The organism is Roseburia sp. OM04-10BH, assembly GCF_003462605.1.
In the GTDB taxonomy this organism is placed as follows: Bacteria; Bacillota; Clostridia; order Lachnospirales; family Lachnospiraceae; genus Roseburia_C; species Roseburia_C amylophila.
Genome location: NZ_QTZI01000006.1, coordinates 105,378 through 126,760 on the forward strand (window position 1 = coordinate 105,378; position 21,383 = coordinate 126,760).

General features: G+C 40.6%; 20 protein-coding genes. 17 read left to right on the forward strand and 3 right to left on the reverse strand.

Annotated elements, in window-relative coordinates; genetic code table 11:
* The first annotated feature begins 13 nt into the window (after positions 1 to 13).
* A complete protein-coding gene (locus tag DXB43_RS07985; protein ID WP_117947294.1) occupies positions 14 to 697 on the forward strand; it encodes a hypothetical protein in 684 nt (227 codons plus the stop codon).
* A gap of 95 nt (positions 698 to 792) precedes the next feature.
* Here DXB43_RS07985 and DXB43_RS07990 read toward each other — a convergent pair whose 3' ends face one another.
* Positions 793 to 1,035: a hypothetical protein gene (locus DXB43_RS07990; protein ID WP_117947295.1), complete on the reverse strand. Its 243-nt coding sequence runs from the start codon at positions 1,033 to 1,035 to the stop codon at positions 793 to 795.
* A 22-nt stretch (positions 1,036 to 1,057) separates the two neighbouring features.
* On the reverse strand, positions 1,058 to 4,120 hold the full coding sequence (locus DXB43_RS07995) for a metallophosphoesterase (protein ID WP_243006660.1): 3,063 nt from the start codon (positions 4,118 to 4,120) through the stop codon (positions 1,058 to 1,060).
* Between the two features lie 229 nt (positions 4,121 to 4,349).
* Between DXB43_RS07995 and DXB43_RS08000 the strand changes: the two genes are divergently transcribed.
* From DXB43_RS08000 to DXB43_RS08015, 4 genes are all read left to right on the forward strand, one after another.
* Complete coding sequence (locus DXB43_RS08000; RefSeq protein ID WP_158567207.1) at positions 4,350 to 4,673, forward strand: helix-turn-helix domain-containing protein; 324 nt, start codon at positions 4,350 to 4,352, stop codon at positions 4,671 to 4,673.
* A 299-nt stretch (positions 4,674 to 4,972) separates the two neighbouring features.
* The gene (locus DXB43_RS08005; protein ID WP_117947298.1) at positions 4,973 to 8,074 is read left to right on the forward strand and encodes a DUF6240 domain-containing protein; all 3,102 of its coding nucleotides are present in this window, start codon (positions 4,973 to 4,975) and stop codon (positions 8,072 to 8,074) included.
* An 81-nt stretch (positions 8,075 to 8,155) separates the two neighbouring features.
* Positions 8,156 to 9,544: a flagellin N-terminal helical domain-containing protein gene (locus DXB43_RS08010; RefSeq protein ID WP_117841879.1), complete on the forward strand. Its 1,389-nt coding sequence runs from the start codon at positions 8,156 to 8,158 to the stop codon at positions 9,542 to 9,544.
* 15 nt (positions 9,545 to 9,559) lie between these two features.
* Complete coding sequence (locus DXB43_RS08015; RefSeq protein ID WP_117947299.1) at positions 9,560 to 10,036, forward strand: flagellar export chaperone FliS; 477 nt, start codon at positions 9,560 to 9,562, stop codon at positions 10,034 to 10,036.
* Here the strand turns inward: DXB43_RS08015 and DXB43_RS08020 are convergent.
* Entirely contained in the window at positions 10,000 to 10,254 is a 255-nt protein-coding gene (locus DXB43_RS08020; protein WP_227700759.1) for a YaaL family protein, read from the reverse strand. The genes DXB43_RS08015 and DXB43_RS08020 overlap by 37 nt on opposite strands.
* 154 nt (positions 10,255 to 10,408) lie before the next feature.
* Here DXB43_RS08020 and DXB43_RS08025 point away from each other — a divergent pair, with 154 nt between their 5' ends.
* The 12 genes from DXB43_RS08025 to DXB43_RS08075 all read left to right on the forward strand — a co-directional run bounded on the left by DXB43_RS08025 (position 10,409) and on the right by DXB43_RS08075 (position 21,349).
* Positions 10,409 to 10,681 carry a pro-sigmaK processing inhibitor BofA family protein gene (locus tag DXB43_RS08025; protein ID WP_117698791.1) on the forward strand — a complete coding sequence of 91 codons (273 nt, stop codon included), beginning with the start codon at positions 10,409 to 10,411 and terminating at the stop codon, positions 10,679 to 10,681.
* Positions 10,682 to 10,737: 56 nt separating this feature from the next.
* Entirely contained in the window at positions 10,738 to 11,283 is a 546-nt protein-coding gene (locus DXB43_RS08030) for an A24 family peptidase (protein ID WP_158552112.1), read from the forward strand.
* On the forward strand, positions 11,283 to 12,284 hold the full coding sequence (locus DXB43_RS08035) for a hypothetical protein (protein WP_117947300.1): 1,002 nt from the start codon (positions 11,283 to 11,285) through the stop codon (positions 12,282 to 12,284). Before DXB43_RS08030 ends, DXB43_RS08035 begins: the two co-directional genes overlap by 1 nt.
* 78 nt (positions 12,285 to 12,362) lie before the next feature.
* Positions 12,363 to 13,577: a CpaF family protein gene (locus DXB43_RS08040; RefSeq protein WP_117947301.1), complete on the forward strand. Its 1,215-nt coding sequence runs from the start codon at positions 12,363 to 12,365 to the stop codon at positions 13,575 to 13,577.
* Positions 13,578 to 14,306: 729 nt separating this feature from the next.
* Entirely contained in the window at positions 14,307 to 15,530 is a 1,224-nt protein-coding gene (locus DXB43_RS08045) for a type II secretion system F family protein (protein WP_117947302.1), read from the forward strand.
* A gap of 96 nt (positions 15,531 to 15,626) precedes the next feature.
* Positions 15,627 to 15,851, forward strand: a complete 225-nt coding sequence (locus tag DXB43_RS08050; protein WP_022242873.1) for a Flp1 family type IVb pilin — start codon at positions 15,627 to 15,629, stop codon at positions 15,849 to 15,851.
* A gap of 3 nt (positions 15,852 to 15,854) precedes the next feature.
* A complete protein-coding gene (locus DXB43_RS08055; protein ID WP_147343681.1) occupies positions 15,855 to 17,330 on the forward strand; it encodes a DUF5702 domain-containing protein in 1,476 nt (491 codons plus the stop codon).
* 158 nt (positions 17,331 to 17,488) lie between these two features.
* The gene (locus tag DXB43_RS08060; RefSeq protein WP_117947304.1) at positions 17,489 to 18,235 is read left to right on the forward strand and encodes a TadE family protein; all 747 of its coding nucleotides are present in this window, start codon (positions 17,489 to 17,491) and stop codon (positions 18,233 to 18,235) included.
* 93 nt (positions 18,236 to 18,328) lie between these two features.
* Entirely contained in the window at positions 18,329 to 18,745 is a 417-nt protein-coding gene (locus DXB43_RS08065; protein WP_117947305.1) for a prepilin peptidase, read from the forward strand.
* Positions 18,746 to 18,804: 59 nt separating this feature from the next.
* Complete coding sequence (locus tag DXB43_RS15110) at positions 18,805 to 18,945, forward strand: hypothetical protein (protein WP_158552046.1); 141 nt, start codon at positions 18,805 to 18,807, stop codon at positions 18,943 to 18,945.
* Positions 18,929 to 20,161, forward strand: a complete 1,233-nt coding sequence (locus DXB43_RS08070; protein WP_117947306.1) for a DUF6382 domain-containing protein — start codon at positions 18,929 to 18,931, stop codon at positions 20,159 to 20,161. Before DXB43_RS15110 ends, DXB43_RS08070 begins: the two co-directional genes overlap by 17 nt.
* A gap of 87 nt (positions 20,162 to 20,248) precedes the next feature.
* Entirely contained in the window at positions 20,249 to 21,349 is a 1,101-nt protein-coding gene (locus DXB43_RS08075; protein ID WP_243006661.1) for a rhomboid family intramembrane serine protease, read from the forward strand.
* Positions 21,350 to 21,383: the final 34 nt, after the last annotated feature.

Genomic DNA, 21,383 nt, shown 5'->3' on the forward strand with positions numbered 1-21,383 from the left:
ACAGAAAGGAAGTATGAGTGATGATGATCAGAATGACTGCACCTGGAATGTGATTTTATACCAGAGCATGTCCGGTGATTCTGAAGTAGGTAACAGCACTTTTGAAATGCAGGGCGGCAGCCTTACCGCAAAAAATGGCGGTATGTTCTATACTACCAATACAGAATCTACCATTACACTTTCCGATGTGGATATCACTTATGCATTGGACAATGATTTCTTCTTAAGATGTACCGGAAATAATAACCAGCGTGGCTGGGGAGAAAGCGGTGCAAACGGAGCGGACTGTCTCTTTACTGCCAGCAGCCAGGAAATGGAAGGCGATATCATCTGGGACAGCATCAGCCAGCTTGATTTCTATATGATGGATAATAGTACCTTAACCGGCGCAATTATAGATGATGGGACCTATGCCGGAAATGGCGGCGACGGTTATTGTACTCTTTTCATTGAAAAAGGAAGCACCTGGATTGTAACCGGTGACAGTACATTGACCACCCTTTCCAATGCAGGAACAATTGTAGATGAAGATGGAAATACCGTCACCATTCGGGGTGAGGACGGAACCGTATATGTAAAAGGAACCAGTTCCTATACCATCACAGTAGAAAATTACAATGACAGCGCAGACATGTCCGGAGCAGGCACACTTGCTAACTGGTCTGACCATGAAGTGACAAGGCCAGAAGAGTTGTAAATCAAAAGTAATTTATAGAAAAATAGTAATAAAAAAATATATAAAACCAGATAGTTCTTTCATAAGAAATGGCTATCTGGTTTTCTCCAATGTCATTAAGTTAAGAATTTGACAGCACAAATTAAAAGACAGCTCCCTTTCAAATTAAAACGGAAAAGTGGCTGTCTTTTTTTATTAAATCTTTTACCAGTTTTATAGTACTTGTTGATATATTCTTCCAATGCTTTCTCTACTGTAGCCGTCTTTGAAAGTTTGGTATCAGCAATGAATTTCTCCAGCTTATCTGATACCGACTTATCAATCTTACAGTTCAGGTTCTTGTATGCTTTATTTGCCATAATCGTCACTCCTTATTAGATACTAATTTTTATATGGCAATTCATTCCTCTCTGGAATAATATCATACCATGTTGTCAGCACATTTGAATTCAATTTCTGCATCTTTTTTATCTCACGAGATGCTTTGTAAATGTCTGTTTCCAAATATTCTTGTGGCAACAATGATACTTCATTCTTTGTCTGTTTCACCGCTAAAGGATTTGATTTTTCACCTTCAATTAGCTTTAAATAGTTAGCATATAATTCCGGGCATTCATTTTTCAACAATGCCGGTACATTTGGATATACAAGCTTGTTAATAATATCAGATGCCCAATAACTTCGTACTGTCATATCTACTGGATTCACATATACATGATTATAATAATCAATGTCAATGATACAGCCATGAATCCTTCCACTTCCACCAATTTTGCTAATTTCATCGGCAATGCTTTCCTGATAAGCTGTATATTTTTTCAAAGGTGTTTCAATAGATGCAATCATTGAATCCATATTATCATAATAATAATTCACATCTTTTGCATTTAATTTTTTCAATGCTCCACCATTCAACATCGACAGCGAACCTGTCTTTGTTTTATGAATAAAACAGTAATACCCATTCTTTTTCAACATATAAAGAATATTAACCTGCCTATTGAAAGCCATTGATATGTTCTTTCCACGAGAAAAATCTTGATATTCCTGAGATGTAATTTCATATATGCCATCTTCATAGTCCTCAAAATAATCATATTCTCCATCCATCAGAAAACTTTTCAGATGCGGACTTTCGTTTCTATAACCAATCTGATTATCAGCATATATTCTTTTTACACCATCATCAAAAAACATATTCCTATGCGTATGACCACTAACATACACAAAATTATCATGACAATTTGCATTCACACACCAATCTTTTTTTTGTGTATGCGTAAAGATGATTGTATGTTTCTTTGCCAATACATCTGTCAATTTATCATACAGCTGTTCAAACTTTTTACTCTCTTGAATCTCTGTATTTCTATCAACAGTTGCTCGATACACACCGTCATTTGCATTGAATTCTTCATTGTAACCTGAGAATCCAAGACCGCCCAAAATCACCAATCTTGTACATCTTAATTTTTCAAGAATAGCCTGATTATCTGACTGTATCAATTCATCATATGGAATAATTCCCATGTCATCAGATTCATTTCTATAAAACAAATCATTATGCAATAAATACATTCCATTTTCCTTTAATACAGTTCTGTATTTATCAACAATCTCATCCACGGACAATCCTGGAAAATCCCAAAGTTCATGATTACCAAGAACAAATACAAAATCCCGTCTTCCTGAGCCTGCTAACTTTCTAAGCATTTTCACAAACAGTTCAAATATTGAAAATTCTGATGACACATCTCCACCGATAAGTGTCAAACTCGTACTTTCAGCTAAAATGTCATCAATGATTTTGTGTATTGTAAAAATGACATCTTCTTTTGATTTACATCCTGCATTTTTAATTCTATGCATTAAATGTAAATCAGAAATATAGCTAATTCTATTAGAATCCCATAAAAACATATTTCCAAAACTTCCGAAAAGCATACTGCTATCAGATGAAACAATTTCCCTTGACGATTGTAATATCAATGCTGTTTCTTCTTCATTCTTTTCAACTACTGGAAACTCACCAATGAGTTTTTTATCATAATCATACGATTTATATTGAACATTAAATTGTTCGCATACTTCACTGGTCATTTTCACGTCATTCAAATTGATTCCGTCTATGTTGGAAAGATTTTTCATGCCAGTACAGAATAATAAATCTGCACCAGATAAATCCCCTTTCAAAAATGCCACGAAATCAAAGAAATATGAAAATCTATGTACCTGCTGTTTTACAATTTCTTTATCTTCATTACTCCAAAATTGACATACTGCAAATTTACCATTCTTATATACTTTCAACACCTTGCAACTCAGATTTTCATCTTCTCTAATCGGTAATTTTGTCGTATCATCTGTCATATATTTTGAAAAATCAACATCCAAATCAATGGCTCCTGATAAGTCACAATTTTTCAAATTACCATTTCTATACTTGATAAATTCATCAAATGTCTCAAAAGCTCGACATACATATACACTACCCCAGCGATTCAAAGTCTTTCTTCCTTGATTGTTATAATAGCGATACACTTTTGTTTCTTCACAATAAAAATGTGTCACTTTATCAAAATAACCTACTACAGTCATCTCAATATCCTGATTTTTCAAGTCTTCCACAAAATCTTTTACTTCTTTTTTTCGCTTCCTATTGGTTGCAACAGATGCTTGTGAAAAATCATATTTATCAAGAATGACTTCTGGTGTATGAATCAAGCATAATCCCTGTACAGCATTACCACCGAAATAATAGTCTTTTGACAAATATTCCATAAGCACATCCAAATGCTTTTTGTGACACTGAGCATCAAAAGCATACTGGAAAAAGAAAAATTCTACACGTTTATATTGTGAGACCGTTGATTTTTCATAATTACTGCACACCTTTCTGAATTGTTCATATGTATCACAAGCAATGAATTTATCCAACCACTGTTTTACACATTTCTTATTTGTTTTTTCACAATGCTCATATAATTCAATTTCATCCTGTGACCGTTCACACGAATAATCATCTACAGTTTCTGTCACAAAACTTTTCACTTTTTTCAATCGGTCTATATCAAGATTAAGATTTTTGGAAAATTCATCTTCAAATGCATACTGATAATAGCAAGCATCTTCGTATATATCACCATCCAAAAATCCATAATATTCCTCAAAAGAATCAAATGTCATCTTATGCAATCTTGAAACAAGATTACCTGACAAATCTTTATGAAACCAATCTTCTTCTACAAAAAATGTTTGTGTGATTACATCAAAACCTCGATGACCACTTTTTCTCAGTCCCAATTTTCGTTCTGCTTTTACAACATTAGAATCTAAAGCAAATTCTTCTGGAACATTTCTCACTTCCAATTCTCCGCTTTTCAATTCCTTAATAATACGCTTTGCATCAGGACTTACCTTTGCAGATTTCGATACAGCTTTCAAGTAACACACCTCTTTCCTTATATATTCAATACCTGTATAATATATATATACCATATATCTAATTTCAAAATGCGTAAATAACTGATTTACTGCCTACATATATTATATCGTTATTGTCGTTACTTTTCGACATGAAAATAATGAATTGCCATTATTTTTGTCGACTTGTGTTGAACCTTGTAACGACAGCATTTATAATGGATTTACTATGAATGAAAAGGTGGTTGTCATGGCAAATCGAATCATAGATGAGGAAAATGTAAAGATAGGCAGATTATTACAAAATGCAAGAGAAAGCCATGGGGTTTTACAGTCAGAATTATGTGAAGCAACAGGGCTTACTAAAAATCACATTTCGGCTGTGGAGCGTGGTGTGTCAAAAGCAAGCATCCGTATGCTGCTTGGCTATTGTGAGAAGATTGGAATTACTCCAAACGATATTTTAGGATATAGTGAGCTTAACTTAATACCTGAATTACAGGAAATGATAAATCATATGGACATAGAACAACAGAAATGCATTATGGATATGATAAAACTGATGTCTAAATAAAAAGATGACCGTTCACATTTAAGAAAAAGTGACGGTCTTTTTTATTGTCATGCCTATATTTAGGCAAAATAAAATACCTACCGAAGAATTTCTCTTGTGATAGGTATTTTTAATTTTTAGACTGTCTTAACTAAATAGAGATTTAGTTGATAGCAATATCATTTTAGCTGTCAAGACCTGTAAGTGGTCTTAACTTAATGACATTTGGTTTTTCACTGCCTACTTAAGTTTTTCGCTCAATCAGCCGACATAATAAAATAGCAGGACATTTGATAAGACCGTGAAAATGGAGGAACTTCATGCGGATAGAACAGAATCAGAAAATGGATGCCAATGTAGTGGTGACAGGAAACGCTAGACAGGACAATGTGGCAGCTGCGAAGAAGGACGCATCCATTGTAAGAATAGAAAAAGACAGAAAGGCAGATCGTCTGTTAGAGCAGCCGACTTATGGCAAGCCGGAAAAAGAGGGAAATGCCTTAGAGAAGATTAAGGAGCAGGCATCCAATCTGGACGCAACCCAGATGAAAAATGAGATGCTTTTTGCATCAGACCATACTACGGGAAAAGATGTAAAAGCAATGGAAGAAGATGGATTTTCCCTGACGGATACGGAGATTCCAACGGTAGTAACCGAGACCGATAAGATGAAGATGCGTCTGGCAAAGTCAGGAGAAGACATCAGCTATTTCGGGGACGGACTCAGTGATGCCCAGATTGAAGCGATGGCAGGAAGCACTGCAATGGCACAGCATATAGAATCAGCCCTGAATACCGTAAATATCCCGGTGACAGAGAATAATGTAAAAGATATTACAGAGACTGCCAATATGATGGAAGAACTTCATACACCGGATGAAGGAAGCATGAAATATATACTGGATAATGAACTGCCGGTTACCACTGCCAATTTGTACAAAGCAGAATTTTCCGGAAGTGCAACCTATGCCGGAATCCAGCAGATGACAGACCTTGATTATGATGCGTTAAAGCAGCAGATAGAAGCCGTAATATCCGAAAGCGGCATGGATGTCAATGAGCAGAATATGGCAGATGGCAGATGGCTCATTGAAAATGGTATTCCACTGACTGCAGAGAATTTGGAAAAGTTATCCACTTTACAGCAGTTACAGCTTCCGCTTGGCGAAGAAGAAATCATAACGGTATCGGCAGAGGCAATTTCCGATGGAATCCGTCCGCAGGATGTCGTACTTTCCGGAAATGATTTCAAGGATCAGGCACAGGATGCATTGGACGTCATTACCAATGTAACGGATGATGAACTTGCCTATGTGGTAAATTCCGGAGAACCGCTTACTATTGAGAATCTGAAAAAAGCTGCGGATGAGATAAAGAACAAGGACACAAAAGTTTCAGCGGCAGCGGATAAAACAGCTTATACGAAAAGCGGCTTAGACCTTCTGACTGCAAGAAGACAGTTAGAGGAAACCAGACTGAAAATGACCAGTGAAGCGAACCTTTCTTTACTGAAAAAAGGAATTTCCATTGATACCATGGAATTGTCCCAGCTGGTGGAAGAACTGAAAACACAGGAAAATGAATATTACAGCAGACTCCTTTCCGGGGATGGCATTGCACCAAAGGAAGCGGATGTGGCATTGTTCCGGAATGTCATGGACACATCTGAAGCTTTAAAAGCGATGCCGGCATATGCCCTTGGAATCCATCCGGTAGATGAAACAACATTGCAGAGTCTTTATGAAGATGGAGCTGCCTTAAAGGATACCTTTGAAAAGGCAGGGGAACGATATGAGACCATGATGACAGCACCACGTCAGGACATGGGAGATTCCATTTCCAAGGCATTCCGCAATGTGGATGATATTTTAAAGGATTTAGACCTGGAAACAAGCTATGGAAATCAGCGTGCCGTCAGAATCTTAGCTTATAACCAGATGGAGCTGACACCGGAAAATATTGCGGAAATGAAAGCTGCGGATGAAGAAGTGCAGCGGGCATTTGACCATTTAAAACCGGCAGTTGTTCGTACCATGATAAAAGAAGGCATGAATCCACTGGATATGAGCTTTGAAGAGATAAATACCGTATCTGAGCAGATTCAGGAAGAACAGGGCATTACCGAAGAGGAAAAATTCAGTAAATACCTTTATAAATTAGAGCAGAATAAGGAAATCAGCGAAGAAGAACGAAGTGCTTATATCGGTGTATACCGGCTGATCCGTCAGGTAGAAAAGACAGACGGCGCAGCAATCGGAGCCTTGCTGCAGCAGGGCGGAGATATTACATTGCGTGGACTTCTGACCCAGGTTCGTTCCGCAAAGCACGGTGCAATGGATTATCAGGTAGATGATGATTTTGGAGGCGTACAGACCAAAGAAGGAGCCGGCATTTCCATTACGGAACAGATTGAGGGAGCGTACCAGAAGAATAGGATTTCTGATGTGAAAGATGGACTGGTACCGGAGAAGATTGCACCATTTATGGAAGATGAAAAATGGCTTTCCATGACACCGGAAGAACTTGCAGATGCCATGAAAGAAGTGGAGCAGAAAGAAGAAACAGAGGCAGCTTACCGGAAGGAACAGGTACAGGAGCTGTCCCGGGCAGCAGCAGCACCACAGGAAGTCTATGAGTGGTTAGAACAGCTTGATATGCCGGCAACCGTCAACCGGGTGCTTGCAGCGGCAGATTATATGAATAACCGGAATCAGGTATTTAACCGTCTGTTTAAGATGGCAGACCGGAGCGAAAATCTGTCAGAGGAACTGGAAAATATCAAAGAAAAAATATTTTCTGATTTTGCAGAGGCAGTTAAGACACCGAAGGAAATGGCAGAGGCCCAGCGGAAGCTGGCGGATACCGCAGAGAATGTCATGAAGACCATGATGATGTCGGAGGATAATCTTACAAGCCTTGATTTGCAGGAACTGAAAATGATGCATACCCAGATTGCATTGGGAAGTGCGGCGGCAAAGAAAGAAGAATATGCAGTTCCGGTACTGGTACAGGGCGAGACCTGCAACGTTTCGCTTAAGATTGTCCGTGGTGAAGAAAAGAAAGGTCTGGTGGATGTTGTTTTTGAGACAGACCGGTTGGGAAGAGTGGCAGCGCAGCTTCGTGCCGGCAAGGAAAAGATTTCCGGTTATATTGCAGCAGAATCCAAAGAGACAACGGCATTATTTGAAAGCCATGCGAAAGAGTGGGAAAATCTTTTTGCACAGGAGCCGGGACAGGAAGTCAGCATCAGCTATATGACCGGAGAAATAAAGAAAGACGGAATCCGTCACAACACAGAAGCTTTTTCTAAAAATCCAGACAAGCCGGAAGAAAAAAATCCTTCGGATATGGAAATCCAGACAAAGACGCTTTATGGAATGGCAGAAAGTTTCCTAAAAGCGGTTAAGTCCTTAGAAAGGTAGTCCGATATACAATACATAAGACATGGAACGTCAATAGACCGCAAGGATGCGGGCATGAATGGAAGAAAGGAATTAAGATAAATGAAAGTAAACCATAACATGTCAGCGGTAATTACAAATAAACAGTTATTGCGTACAGAAAATAAAGTAACCGAGGCAATGGAGCGTCTGTCCTCCGGATTAAAGATTAATCATTCCAAAGATAATCCGGCAGGTATGGCAATTTCCAATAAATTAAATTTACAGATTGAAGGACTTGACCAGGCATCCCAGAATGCGTCTGATGGTATTTCCGTATTACAGACAACCGATGGAGCCTTAAATGAAGTGACTTCCCTGATACAGAGAATGCGTGAGCTTTCTGTACAGGCAGCCAGTGATTCCAATACACCGGATGATAAGAAAGCAATTCAGCAGGAAGTAGAAGAATTAAAGAAAGAAATTAACCGTGTCAGCAAGGATACCGAGTTCAATACCAAATCCTTACTGGATGGCAGCATCCAGCGAAGAGTATATGGAACCAACGCTACAAGAATGGCAGTATCCAGTAATGTAACCGCAGCAGATTATACCGTAACCATCAATCAGGCAGCTGAGACTGCAAAGAAGGATGCAGATACCGTTGCATTTAATGATATGACAGCAACAATCGGAGCGTCCGGTAAAATGAAAATTAACAGTTCATCCGTAGAAATAGAAGCAACCGATACCTATGAGCAGGTCTTTGAGAAAATCAGAACAGCCGGTGAGTTAGGCGAGACTACCGTAAAAGCAGATGGCGGTAAGCTTTCCTTTGAATCCACTGCATATGGAGAGACAGGCAAAGTAGAAATCACAATCAGCGATGCTGCGTTGGCAGCACAGCTTGGATTTAATTCCATGACACCGGCAGTATCTTACGGAACCAATGCTGAGGTAGATATTCATGCTGCAGGAAGCGGATTTTCAACCACTGCAACTGCCGCAGTCGATGGCAATAAAGTAACTATTACAGACCGTGATGGATTTGAAATGTCTTTTCTTACCAAGAGCGGACTTGCCGCAGGAAGTACTGCTAAATTAGAAGTGACCGACATTGGAACCATGGATCTTCAGGTAGGAGCCAATGAAAACCAGACCATTAAAGTAGATATTCCGGAGATTGATACCGAGACCTTATATCTGGATGATTTAGATGTAACAACTGTAACCGGAGCAGACCGGGCAATCGTTGCATTAGATAATGCACTGGCAAGAGTATCTTCCGTACGTTCTGCCATTGGAGCCTGTGAGAACCGTCTGGATTCTACTGTAGGAAGTCTTGATGAGACCAGCGAGGATATGACATCTGCACTTTCCCGTATTTCAGATGTAGATATGGCAGAGGAAATGACCAATTATACACAGCAGAATGTATTGTCCCAGGCAGCAATTTCCGTATTGTCCCAGGCAAATGACATTCCACAGCAGGTATTGCAGTTACTTCAGTAATCAAAGGAGACTGTCATGGATAGTAGAACAAAGCAGGACTTTACCAGAAGGATTACCCAGAGTAATCGCAGTGAACTGGTAGTGGTTTTATATGATATCTGTTTTTCTTACCTTGAGGAAGCAGAAAAAAATCTGAAGGAAAAAGATTTTGATGTATACAAAGAAGCCGTCCGGAAAGCTGATGCAGTGATTGGAGAACTTCAGGCGGCATTGAATTTTCAATATGAACTTTCCCCACAGCTCTATCCGCTTTATTCCTATTGCAGAAGAGAGCTGATGCGCAGTATGTATCAGCAGAACGGTGACGGCATTGCCCATGCAAAAAGAGTTCTGAGAGGTTTGTATCAGGCCTTCTGCGAGGTCGCAAAGCAGGATACCTCAGAACCCTTAATGCACAATACCCAGCAGGTATATGCGGGTATGACGTATGGAAAAGAACAATTAAATGAAAATTTTCAGGAGTCAGATACTTCCAGAGGATTCTTCGCATAAGAATCCTCTGTTTTTTGTTTTAAGCGGCGCAGCAGAAATTTATATTTAAGCTGCATGGCATTTACTTCATAAATATAGGCATCAATCAGATCCGGTTCTACAACATTCTGAAAATTCGCATATGCGAAGTCCAAATCATTCTTTGTCCGGTTTAAATCATCTAAAAGTAAGCGGTAGCCGGCATCCGGCGCAGGTGTGTTTTTTACAATTCCAAACAATACGATCCCCACTTTCTTTATGGAAAATAAATCCTCTTTTTACTAAGTATAATCAGAAAAATCCAATCTATACAAAAAAAGGAATATTTTTTTGGGCAGAAAAATATGTTAATGGTAAGGAAATGGATACTTGAAAAGGATTTTAAGCAGTGTAATGAGTAAAGAAACAGGAATTATGGTGATTATAGGCATTTGTCTGCTGGTTTTGTTTATCGGAATCTTAAAACAGAGGGCAGATCTTGTCTTAAATTTTGTTGTCCGGATGGCAGCAGGAGCGGTGGCAATTGTCTTTTGCAACCAGCTGCTTTCGAAGAATGGCATAGACGTTATGGTGGGACTGAATCCATGGAGCCTTACAACGGTGGGACTGCTGGGAGCAGGAGGATTTACCCTGCTTTATGGAATTATGGCATATCGTCTGATGTAATATTTTGTGGAATGTGACGAAAGAAAAAACTTTCCCAATTCGACATGTACAAGGTCATGGGGACATCGTATAATGCGATTACAGCGAAGGGGGAAGGAATTATAACAATACTGGTGATAATTATGCTTGGACTGGCAGTTTGCTTTGACTTATGGAAGTCAAAAATACCGAACTGGCTGACGGGCATGGGGGTGATGACAGGATATGCAGCACATATCCGGGGAGAAGGAGAAAAGGGAATTATACTGGTAACAGTAATGATGTTAATTCCCGTGATTCTATTCTATTTATTATTCTTGATGCATGCAATGGGAGCCGGAGACATTAAGCTTTTTATGGCACTCTCCTGCATGACAGATTATTCTATTGTGCTTCACACAATTATTTTTTCCTTATGTTTGGCAGCAGTATACGGATTGTTCCGGCTGATAAGGCAGGGAACATTAATACAGCGTATATTGTATTTTAGAACTTATATGCAGAGCAGTCTGGTGAGAAAACAGTGGGTGCCTTATCGGGAGCAGTCCGGTATGGATGATTCCTGCATGCATCTGGCACCGGCGGTACTGGGCGGCTATTTACTGACATTGGGGGTGGTGTAATGAATCAGATATCAATTGCAATCTGCGATGCGGACAGTGCCTATGGAAATAAACTGGCAGAATATCTGCTGGAGACAGGAAATGTGGCAAAGGCGGAAGTATATACAGACTGGAACAGTGTGGAGGCAGATTTAAATGGAGAAAAAAGAGATATCTGGCTGATTAATTCAGGAATATTAAAAGAAGCGGAAAGCCTTCCTTTAAAGGAAGAAATGGTATGTCTGGCAGAAGAGCGGCTGGGAGCAAGAGAGGCAGCACTGCCACATATTTATAAGTATCAGTCTGCCAATGTCATCCTGCAGGAAATGTATGCATTACTGGCGGAGCATCCAACGGAAATCTGTCTGCGGGGAAGCAGGAAGGGTCATACCATAGGACTGCTGTCACCCTGGTATGACGGGCTGTCTTTATTGGCAGGACTGGCTGTGGCACAGGTTTTGGCAGAGAAGGGAAAGGTTTTATACATTAATACCAGAGGATATTGCGGCATGAAGCTGCCGGAAATGGAAGAAAGCCATAATTTATCCGATGTTCTGCTATCCCTCCGGCTTGGAAGTACCAATGGGGGTGCCAGTGTGATGAGCGGAATTACTACTGTGGGTGAACTTGGCATTATGGTTCCGGTAGAACAGGCAGTTTTATTGGGTGAAGTAAAAGCACAGGATTATCACAGGCTTTTAGAAATTATCTGGCAGGAATTGTCCTTTGATTATGTGATATTAGAGATACAGCCGGAGCTTGCTGATACGGGAAGAATTATCGAAGAGTGTGACAGGGTGTATGCATTTTTAAAGCAGGAATATGGAATGGATACGGTAGAGCAACAGCTTATGTCACAGGAAGTAAAAGGAAAGATTCAGATTATAAAGATTCCGGAACGATTGCAGACAGGTGAAAGATATGAAAATTCCGGTAATCCGGTTGCAGCAGCAGGCTATTTCAAAGAGTGGATGGCACAGGAAATAGAAAGAGAAGAAGACAATGAAAAAGAAATGCCTTAGGAAAGAAGTAGATAAGGAAATGGATAAGAAAGTACATAAGTAAATGAGTAAGAAGATGTATGGGGGAAAGGCATTCAGATGGAGACAAAGGAGAATTTAAAGGAACGCTTGAAGCATCAGGTAATGGAACGGATGGACATTTCAAGAACCATGGAAGATGAAGAAATCTTAGAACTGGTGCAAAAGACTTTGGAAGAAGACAGCCATAGAATGCCTATGAGTATTTCCATGCGGCAGAATATGATTCGGGAAATCTTTCATTCCCTGCGGAGGCTGGATATTTTGCAGGAGCTTATTGAGGATGCTGACATTACAGAAATTATGGTAAATGGGACCAAAGGAATCTTTTATGAAAAGGCAGGGAGGCTTTATCAGTGGGATAAACACTTTACATCAGAAGAAAAGCTTCAGGATGTCATACAGCAGATTGCAGGAGGCAGTAACCGTATGGTAAATGAATTACATCCTATTGTAGATACCAGACTGCCGGATGGCTCCCGGGTAAATATTGTCTTAAAACCTATTGCCATAGATGGAACAGCGTTGTCCATCCGTCGTTTTCCCAAAGAGCCTGTCCGGATGCAGACACTGATAGAATGGGGTTCTATTTCAAGGGAAGTGGCAGATTTTTTAAAGCATCTGGTGTGTGCCGGCTATAACATTTTTGTATCAGGAGGAACAGGAAGCGGTAAGACTACATTTCTAAATGCTTTGTCGGAATTTATTCCAAAGGAAGAACGTGTGGTTACCATTGAGGACTCAGCGGAGCTGCAGCTGCTTGGGCTACCCAATCTGGTTCGTCTGGAGAGCCGGGATATCAAGCTTCCGGGAGCAGAGGAGATTAGCATCCGGGATTTGATAAAAAGTGCACTTCGTATGCGGCCAAACCGGATTATCGTCGGGGAATGCCGTGGGGCAGAAGCACTGGATGTCCTGCAGGCAATGAATACCGGACACTCCGGCAGCCTGAGTACCGGACATGCCAATTCGGCAATGGATATGGTAAGCCGCCTTGAGACGATGGTGCTGATGGGAATGGATATGCCGCTGGCAGCAATCCAGAGTCAGATAGCATCGGCCATTGATATTATCATACAACTTGGCAGAATCCGGGATGGCAGCAGAAAATTGCTGCAGGTTGTGGAAGTGAAGGGGGTAGAAAATGGCAAGGTATGTTTACACGAGCTCTTCCGGTTCCGGGAGAAAAAAGAACAGGGAAGCATCGGCGGAATCTGGGAGAAGAAAGGAGAACTTCTCTATCAGGAAAAATTACAGGCTGCCGGATTATCGTAAATATCATTTTAGGAAAAAACAGTTTTTATTATATGTTGGAGAATTTCTGCTGCTGGATATTCTGATAGGCTGGCTGTTTTATCAGTCCACTCTGGCAATTCTTGCAGGATTTGGTTTATGTCCAGTATTTCTTCGAAACAAAAGGAATTCTGCTAAGATACAGCGCCGGACTGATTTAAAGCTTCAGTTTAAGGATGCACTGCTATCGGCAGCAGGAGCAATGCGGGCAGGATATTCCATTGAAAATGCGTGGCGGGAAGCAAAAAAAGATGTGATACAGCAGTATGGCATGGAAAGTGATATGGCGGTGGAAATGCGCCAGATGATACACCAGATGGACTGTAATGTGCCATTGGAGCAGCTGTTAGAGGATTTTGCAGAGCGGAGCCGGATAGAGGATGTAGAGCAGTTTGCGGGAATTTTTTCTTATGCCAAGCGGAGCGGCGGGGATTTTACTGCAATTATGGGAAATACAGTTCGGCAGATGGCAGACCGGATGGAATTGCAGGAAACCATAGAGACAGCATTGACAGCAAGGAAGATAGAACAGAAGGTAATGAATGTAATTCCCTTATTTATACTGGCATTTGTCAATGTGACATCTGGAAGCTTTTTGGAAGCCTTGTATGGGAATGTGGCGGGTGTGCTGATTATGACAGGGTGTCTTATTCTTTATGGACTGGCATATCTTTGGTCAGAGAAAATCGTAAGACGTATTGGAGAAAGTATATGTTAAAGAAAATGAAGAAGCAAAAGAAAAAGCTGGCAATTCTGGTACTTTTGGCAGCAGTTTTACTGGGAATTGCAGCGGAGTGGATGCAAAAGCAGGAATCTCATTTTAAGGAGAACTGTTTAATAAGAAATGAACCGGGGGAAGGAGACTATCAGGAATCTTTAAATTATATAGAAGAAGATAGTGGGGAAAAAGGGCAGATTGTATTAAATCTGCAGGAACGTACTTTAACAGCAGCGGAATGGAAAGAGATATTGCCGGAGGCAGAAAAAGAAGCAGAAGAAGTATTTCGAAACGGGCAGCAGGCAGACCATGTCAGCGGACAGGTGGTTTTATGCGAACGTGTTAAAAATGGTCTCATTTCTGTGGAATGGAAGCTGGAACCGGATATCTGGATTGATTTACAGGGAAATATAGAGGAAGAAAATCTTTTGCCGGGACAGGTGGTGAATGCTACCGCAATTTTATCGAATGGAAAAAATCAGGCAGAGTATTCCTTTCCTATCTGTCTTTATCCTTCAGAAAATCAGAATGAAACCAATCTGGGGAAAAAGATAGAACAATATCTTTACAATCAAAATGCAGAAGAAAAAGAAGTGGAGCTGCCACAGAATATGGATGGTGTAGCACTTCGCTGGGAAGAAGAAACTGAGGAGACGTTGGTTATTTTCCTTTTTCTGGGGATATTTGCAGCAGTAGTGATTCTATGGAGTGAGAAAAAGGAACAACAGGATGCAAAAAAATGTTGGGAAGAGGAACTGGTAAAAGATTATCCGGAATTGGTTAGCCGATTGGGATTATTATTAGAAGCTGGTATGTCATTGCGTCAGGCGTGGAAGAAGCTGACAGATACATATGAGAGTAAACGGAAGGAACAAAGACTGCCAAAACGTGCCGGTTACGAGGAAATGCTGCTTACCAGAAGAGAGTTAGAGGATGGAATGGGGGAAAGCCTGGCATATGAGCGGTTTGGAGAACGATGCGGGCTGGCATCCTATCGCAGGTTTGCATCTATTCTGACACAGAATCTCAAGAAGGGAACGGTAGGAATCGGCAAAATTCTTGCAAAAGAATCAGAGGATGCATTTTCCCAGCGAAAGACTATGGCGCAGCGACTGGGAGAGGAAGCAGGAACAAAATTATTGTTTCCCATGCTAATGATGATGGTGGTGATTATGGTCATTCTTGTTGTGCCTGCATGTATGACCATGCACATATAAGTTACCAGGCAGTTGTAAGAAGCTGTCGGTGGCAGGCTTCGGCTGTAAGCAGATAACAGGTAACTAAAACAATAGGTAAATAAAGGAGGAAAGAACATGAAAGGTGTAGTAAATGTAAAACGGACAAATCCAATGAACGTTGTAAAAAGAATAAAAGGAAGTCTGACCCGGTTTTTAAAAGAGGAAGATGGAGTAGGTGTTGTGGAAGTGGTTCTGATTCTGGTGGTTCTGATTGGACTGATTGTTATTTTTAAATCAAAACTGACGGTTCTTTTAAACAGTATCTTTTCGACAATTACCCAGCGGACCGGTTCTTTGTAGAAAATGGAAAGAGCAAGGGAAAAAGGGAGTATTACATTGTTCTTAAGCCTTGCATTGACGATGATTTTAAGTCTGGTATTTACTCTGCTGGAATCTGCACGCCTCTATGGATTAGAGGCGCAGAGCAAAATGGAAACGGAGCTTTTGCTGGAATCCAAAATGGCAGAGTATGATACCGCACTTCTTGAGCAGTATCATCTCTATTTTCTGGAGGCAGGCAGGAAAGGAGAGCCGGAACTTAGCAGTCTGGAACAGTCATTGCAGGAACTTGGAGAAGAGAACCTTAGGGCGAAGCCGGGATTCTTAAAAATGTCATATACCAATCTTTATGAGATGCAGTTAGAGAACTGCTATATTACGAATTATACGATGGCAACCGATGATGTGGGAGCTGAATTTCGAAGGCAGGCAGCAGATTATGTAAAGCGTACCATGGGAATTGCGGCCATTGAAAAATTATATGAAAAGGCAACAGAAGCAAAGGAACTGACGGAAGACAATAAAGACATCGAGAAGAAGTTCGAAGCTGCTATTCAGGAGACCGATACACAGAGTGGGCTGGAAAGAAACACAAAACGGAATGCCGCAAATCAGAAGAATGAGAATCCACTGGATTATGTAAAAGAACTTAAGAATAAAAGTATCCTGTCACTGGTGGTAGAAGATGTATCAGCGGTATCGACACAGACCATTGATTTATCCGATGATATTGCAAAGAGAACCTGTTTTACAGGAAATGGGCAGGCACAGCAGGAGGATATGACAACGGGACTTTTCTTTCGTGAATATTTATTGAAGCAGTTTAGTGATTACCGAAATCAGAGTGAGTCGGAAGTGTTGCAATATGAGATGGAATATCTCATTGCAGGGAAAGATTCTGATGTGGCAAACCTTGCTGGCGTTGCAGAACGCATGCTGGCGATTCGTGAGGTGGCAAACTATATTTATTTGAAAGGGGATGCCGAGAAAACGGCACTGGCGAATACCATAGCACTTGTAACTGCGGGCTGGACAGCTAATCCGGCGGTAGTCAAGGTGGTAGAAGAAGGAATTCTTGTGGCATGGGCATTTTCAGAAAGCATAAAAGATGTAAAAACGCTTTTAAAGGGTGGCAAGGTTCCTTTTTTAAAAGGAAATGCCGAGTGGACATTAGACGTTGGAGCATTGTCGGAATCCTTTGCAAAAGAAGAGGAAAGTAAGACCAGTGAAAGTGGTTTAAGTTATGGGGATTATTTAAGAATTTTATTATATCTTACCGGACAGGAGAAGCTTACCTATCGGGCAATGAATCTGATGGAGCAGAATATCAGGCGGCTGCCGGACCGGGAGAATTTTCGGATGGACTGCATGATTGGTAGTATGGAAATACAGTGCAGTTATCTGTCAAAACCATTGTTCTTCGGGTGGTTTGGAAGTGGCGAAGGCTTCAAAGGAGATTATCATTTTCAGGAAAAAAATTCATTTTCCTATGTTTATTAACAAAAGAAGAAAGGGGGTGCATAAAGGTGTCTCTTCTCAGAATTCAAATAAAAAATCAATATAAAAAAACTCTCTCTAACCCAGATAATACAAATCTATTGTATAGCAATTCTACAAACAGAAAAGAGACACCTTTATGTGCCTCCACAACGGCGTCTATGACAATAGAGGCAGCTATCGCATTGCCACTGTTTGTAATCTGTATACTATCGGTAATCTTTCTTTTCCGGGTATTGGAATTACAGCAGGATGTGGAATATGCCTTGCAATATGCCGCCAGAAAAAGTGCCATTCATGCACATATAACACATGAAAGCGGGCTGGATTCCGTTGTGCCAATTGCAGAAGCAAAAATCCTGTTTCAAAGAAAATTAGAAGAACTGAAAGCACCGGTAATTTATGTGGAAGGGGAAGAAAAGGGGTTCTCTTTTTGGCGTTCTGAATTAATGGGAAATGATATTGATTTATGTGTATCTTATCGGATTGAAAATCCATTGCAGTTATTGGGACTATTTTCTTATGACATGGATCAGCGGGCAAAAGTGCATAAATGGATTGGTTATACAGGCAGTGGAAATGAAGATGGAACTTATGTCTATATTACAGAGACAGGGAAATCCTATCACTGGTTTTCGGACTGTACCTATTTGGATTTGAGCATTCTGGCAGTGCCGGAAGAGACAGTATCCGGATTACGGAATGATTCCGGAGCGAAATATAAAGATTGCGAAAAATGCCGCATAGGAAAGAAAGATACCAAAACAGTATTTGTAACAGAATATGGAGAGGCAGTGCACAATAGTCTTTCCTGCAGTGGGTTAAAGCGTACCGTATACCGTATTTTGCTGGAAGAAGCGGGAAATCATTCATCTTGCGGAAAATGTGAAAAGAGAAAAGCTTCCTGAGGGAATAAATGTATCAGATAAAGAAACGGTAGATAGCAGGTTATAAGTAGTAAGTGGTAGATAGAAAATAACGAATAACAAGGAGATAAGGGGATGGTGACGATATGTTCTGTACTTGGAATGTTGGGGATATGTTCCATCGAAGATATCCGAAAAAAAGAAATACAAACCATAAGAGTATTGTGTTTTGGCATTGGTGGAATTTTACTGCATCTCTGGCAGAGAAACCAGTCATTATACAGCATGTTAGGAGGGATTGCCGTCGGGGCAGCAGTTATTATTCTGTCACTGGTGTCTGGTGGAATTATTGGAATTGGCGATGGACTGGTACTTTGTGTAGCGGGAATTTACATTGGAGGAATCAATACCATGCGTCTGCTTCTGACGGGACTTTTCCTGTCCTCTCTGTATGCACTGGTATTGCTGTTCATGCACAGAAAAAGACGAAAAGACACCATTCCTTTTATTCCGTTTCTGCTGGCAGCATATCTCATTCTGTTGATTTTATAAGACAGTGGAAAAAGAAATGTTATCTGCCGGCTTCTTATACCATAGAGGCGGCAGTTATAGTGCCAATGATATTGGCAATATTCTGTACCCTGATTGTAGTCAGTTACGAACTGCATGACAGGGTAAAGATGGCGGCAGAAGAAAGCAGCAAGAACAAAATAGAATGTATGGAGGAAATTTATATTGGAGATATGTTATAAGAGAAATCTGAATCAGAGTTATATGTTTATTACATCAGATCCCGCGTATTCCGGATATCAGATTCATATGTGCCGGCAGAATCATATTCATAATTTATTGCAGTTTGAACCGGTAGTTTCAGAAGGGGAGACACAGTTTCGATATGAAATTACCGGAAAACGTTCTTTGGACCATGTTTTGGAGAGTAGTGATTTTGCCATAGATATGTTTGCAAAAATGTTAGAAACTTTACTGGGAATCTGTCAGGAAATCCGGCCATATCTTTTGGAGGAAGAGGGGATTCTATTAGAACCGGAGAGTATTTATCTTGAGAATGGAACCAAGAAGTTCTACTTCACCTATTGCCCCGGCAGACAGGAACCTGTTACAGAAGGATTCCGGAAGTTGATGGAGTATCTTCTGGCAAAGATTAATCATGAAGATGAACAGATGGTTCTTGCATCTTATGAGGCATATCAGAAATCAACAGAAGAAGGATTTTCTTTGGGTGAAATCCTAAGGATATTATATCAGTACCGGCAGCAGGATGTAGAGGATTATGTACCGGCCCGACAGAAATCTGTTTCGTCTAAAAAGGTAGAGGCATTGCAGAAGGGTATTATGCCATGGGAGCAGGAAAAGAAAGATGCAGCTGTGGAAGAAAAGCCAATTACAAAGAAAAGGAAGGGGTATTGGAAAAAATATGAGATAGATACAATTGAAAAGGATGATGAATATTATAAGAAGGATACTCAAAGCCGTGGCTGGAATATGGCAATGGAAGAAAAACTGCAGGAATGCATTGCTGCAATCAGCCGGATTCCGGCATTCTTAACAGGGAAGATAAATCATGAGAAGGAGGAAGAACCAATCGTGTGTACACCTATGGATTACAAAGAAATGCAGGAGGAAAATCCGACCGTTTATCTTGGAACGGAGCGGGCTCCGGAAGGAGTTCTGCGTTATGATGGAAAAGAGGATATTTCGAATATCCGGATGGAGTATTTCCCTTTTATCATAGGAAGCAGTGAGCAGGCAGATGGAAATGTATGTATACAGGGAGTCAGCCGCATGCATGCCCGCATTACCAGAGAGAAAGAGGATTATTATGTGGAAGATTTAAATTCCATGAACGGAACATGGCTCAATGGGAAAATGCTGGCATATCGGGAGAAGGAGCAGTTATGCATGAATGATGTGATTCAGCTGGGACGTGAGAGGTTTACATTTCTTTAAGAAAAAGGTTATATTTCCTTCGTTGACAGTGCCTTTTGAAAGTGTTATTGTCAGATTCATAAAAGACTGGAAGAAGGATAAGTTATATTGATTCAGAAAATAGATGCATGTTTAAAAGATCGGGGATATTCCTTTATCAAAGTGTCGCCGGAAGAGGTTGGGGTATACTATAGATTTACAGAAGGAAGGGCACAGGTGGTTGCTGGAATCTTTATGCATCCGGGATTTGTACTGGAAACAGAAAAATTGCAGGCAATTCAGAAAAAACTGCAGGAGCTGTTTCTTCATCCGGAAGGAAGGATTCCGGGCTGTGAACAGAATATGGCAATCTATCAGGTGGAGTTACTGACGTTACTGGTTGCAGATGATATAGGACAGGCACGTATGCTCGGTGGCAGCTGTCGGAATGTCTGGCTTATTAATGAGCAGACAGGGCAGCTTATGATTTTTGAAAACCAGCCGGGAGATTTCTATGGATTAAGAGATGCATTACAGGAACAGATATCCGGTGGTGGAAGGCAAAGAGGTTATGTTTCACAGGGGTATGCACAGACGGATAATTACCGTAGAACAGAAAAGAAGCGAGATCTTACTTTGTGGCAGAGGATAAAACAGTATCCGTCCTGGTGTAACGCCGGCATTGTTTTGATAAATATCATAGTATTTCTGTCATTGAGCGTACTTGGCGATACGGAATCTGCAGCTTTTATGGAACAACATGGAGCAGTATTTCTGCCGGATGTATTTGGACAGGGAGAATGGTGGAGACTGTTTACGGCCATGTTTTTACATTTTGGACTGGCACATCTTGCAAATAATATGATTGTATTATTCTGGACTGGAGACAGACTGGAACGTCTGATAGGAAAGTGGCGCTATCTTATCATTTATTTTGGCGCAGGATTGTGCGGTAATCTGCTTTCACTTCTGGTAACACAGGGCAAAGGAACCCTGACGGTGTCAGCAGGTGCCTCAGGTGCCATTTTTGGTGTATTTGGAGCTTTACTCTGGGTAATAATTGCCAACAGAGGAAGGGTAGAGGAACTGAATATCAGAGGAATTGTAATTATGATTGCATTGAGCCTATATTATGGATTTACCAGTACCGGAGTGGACAACTGGTGTCATGTAGGCGGACTGATTAGCGGATTTTTTCTGTCACTGCTTCTATATCGCAGAAAGGATTGATTTTATTCCGGAAAATTTATATACTGTTGATATA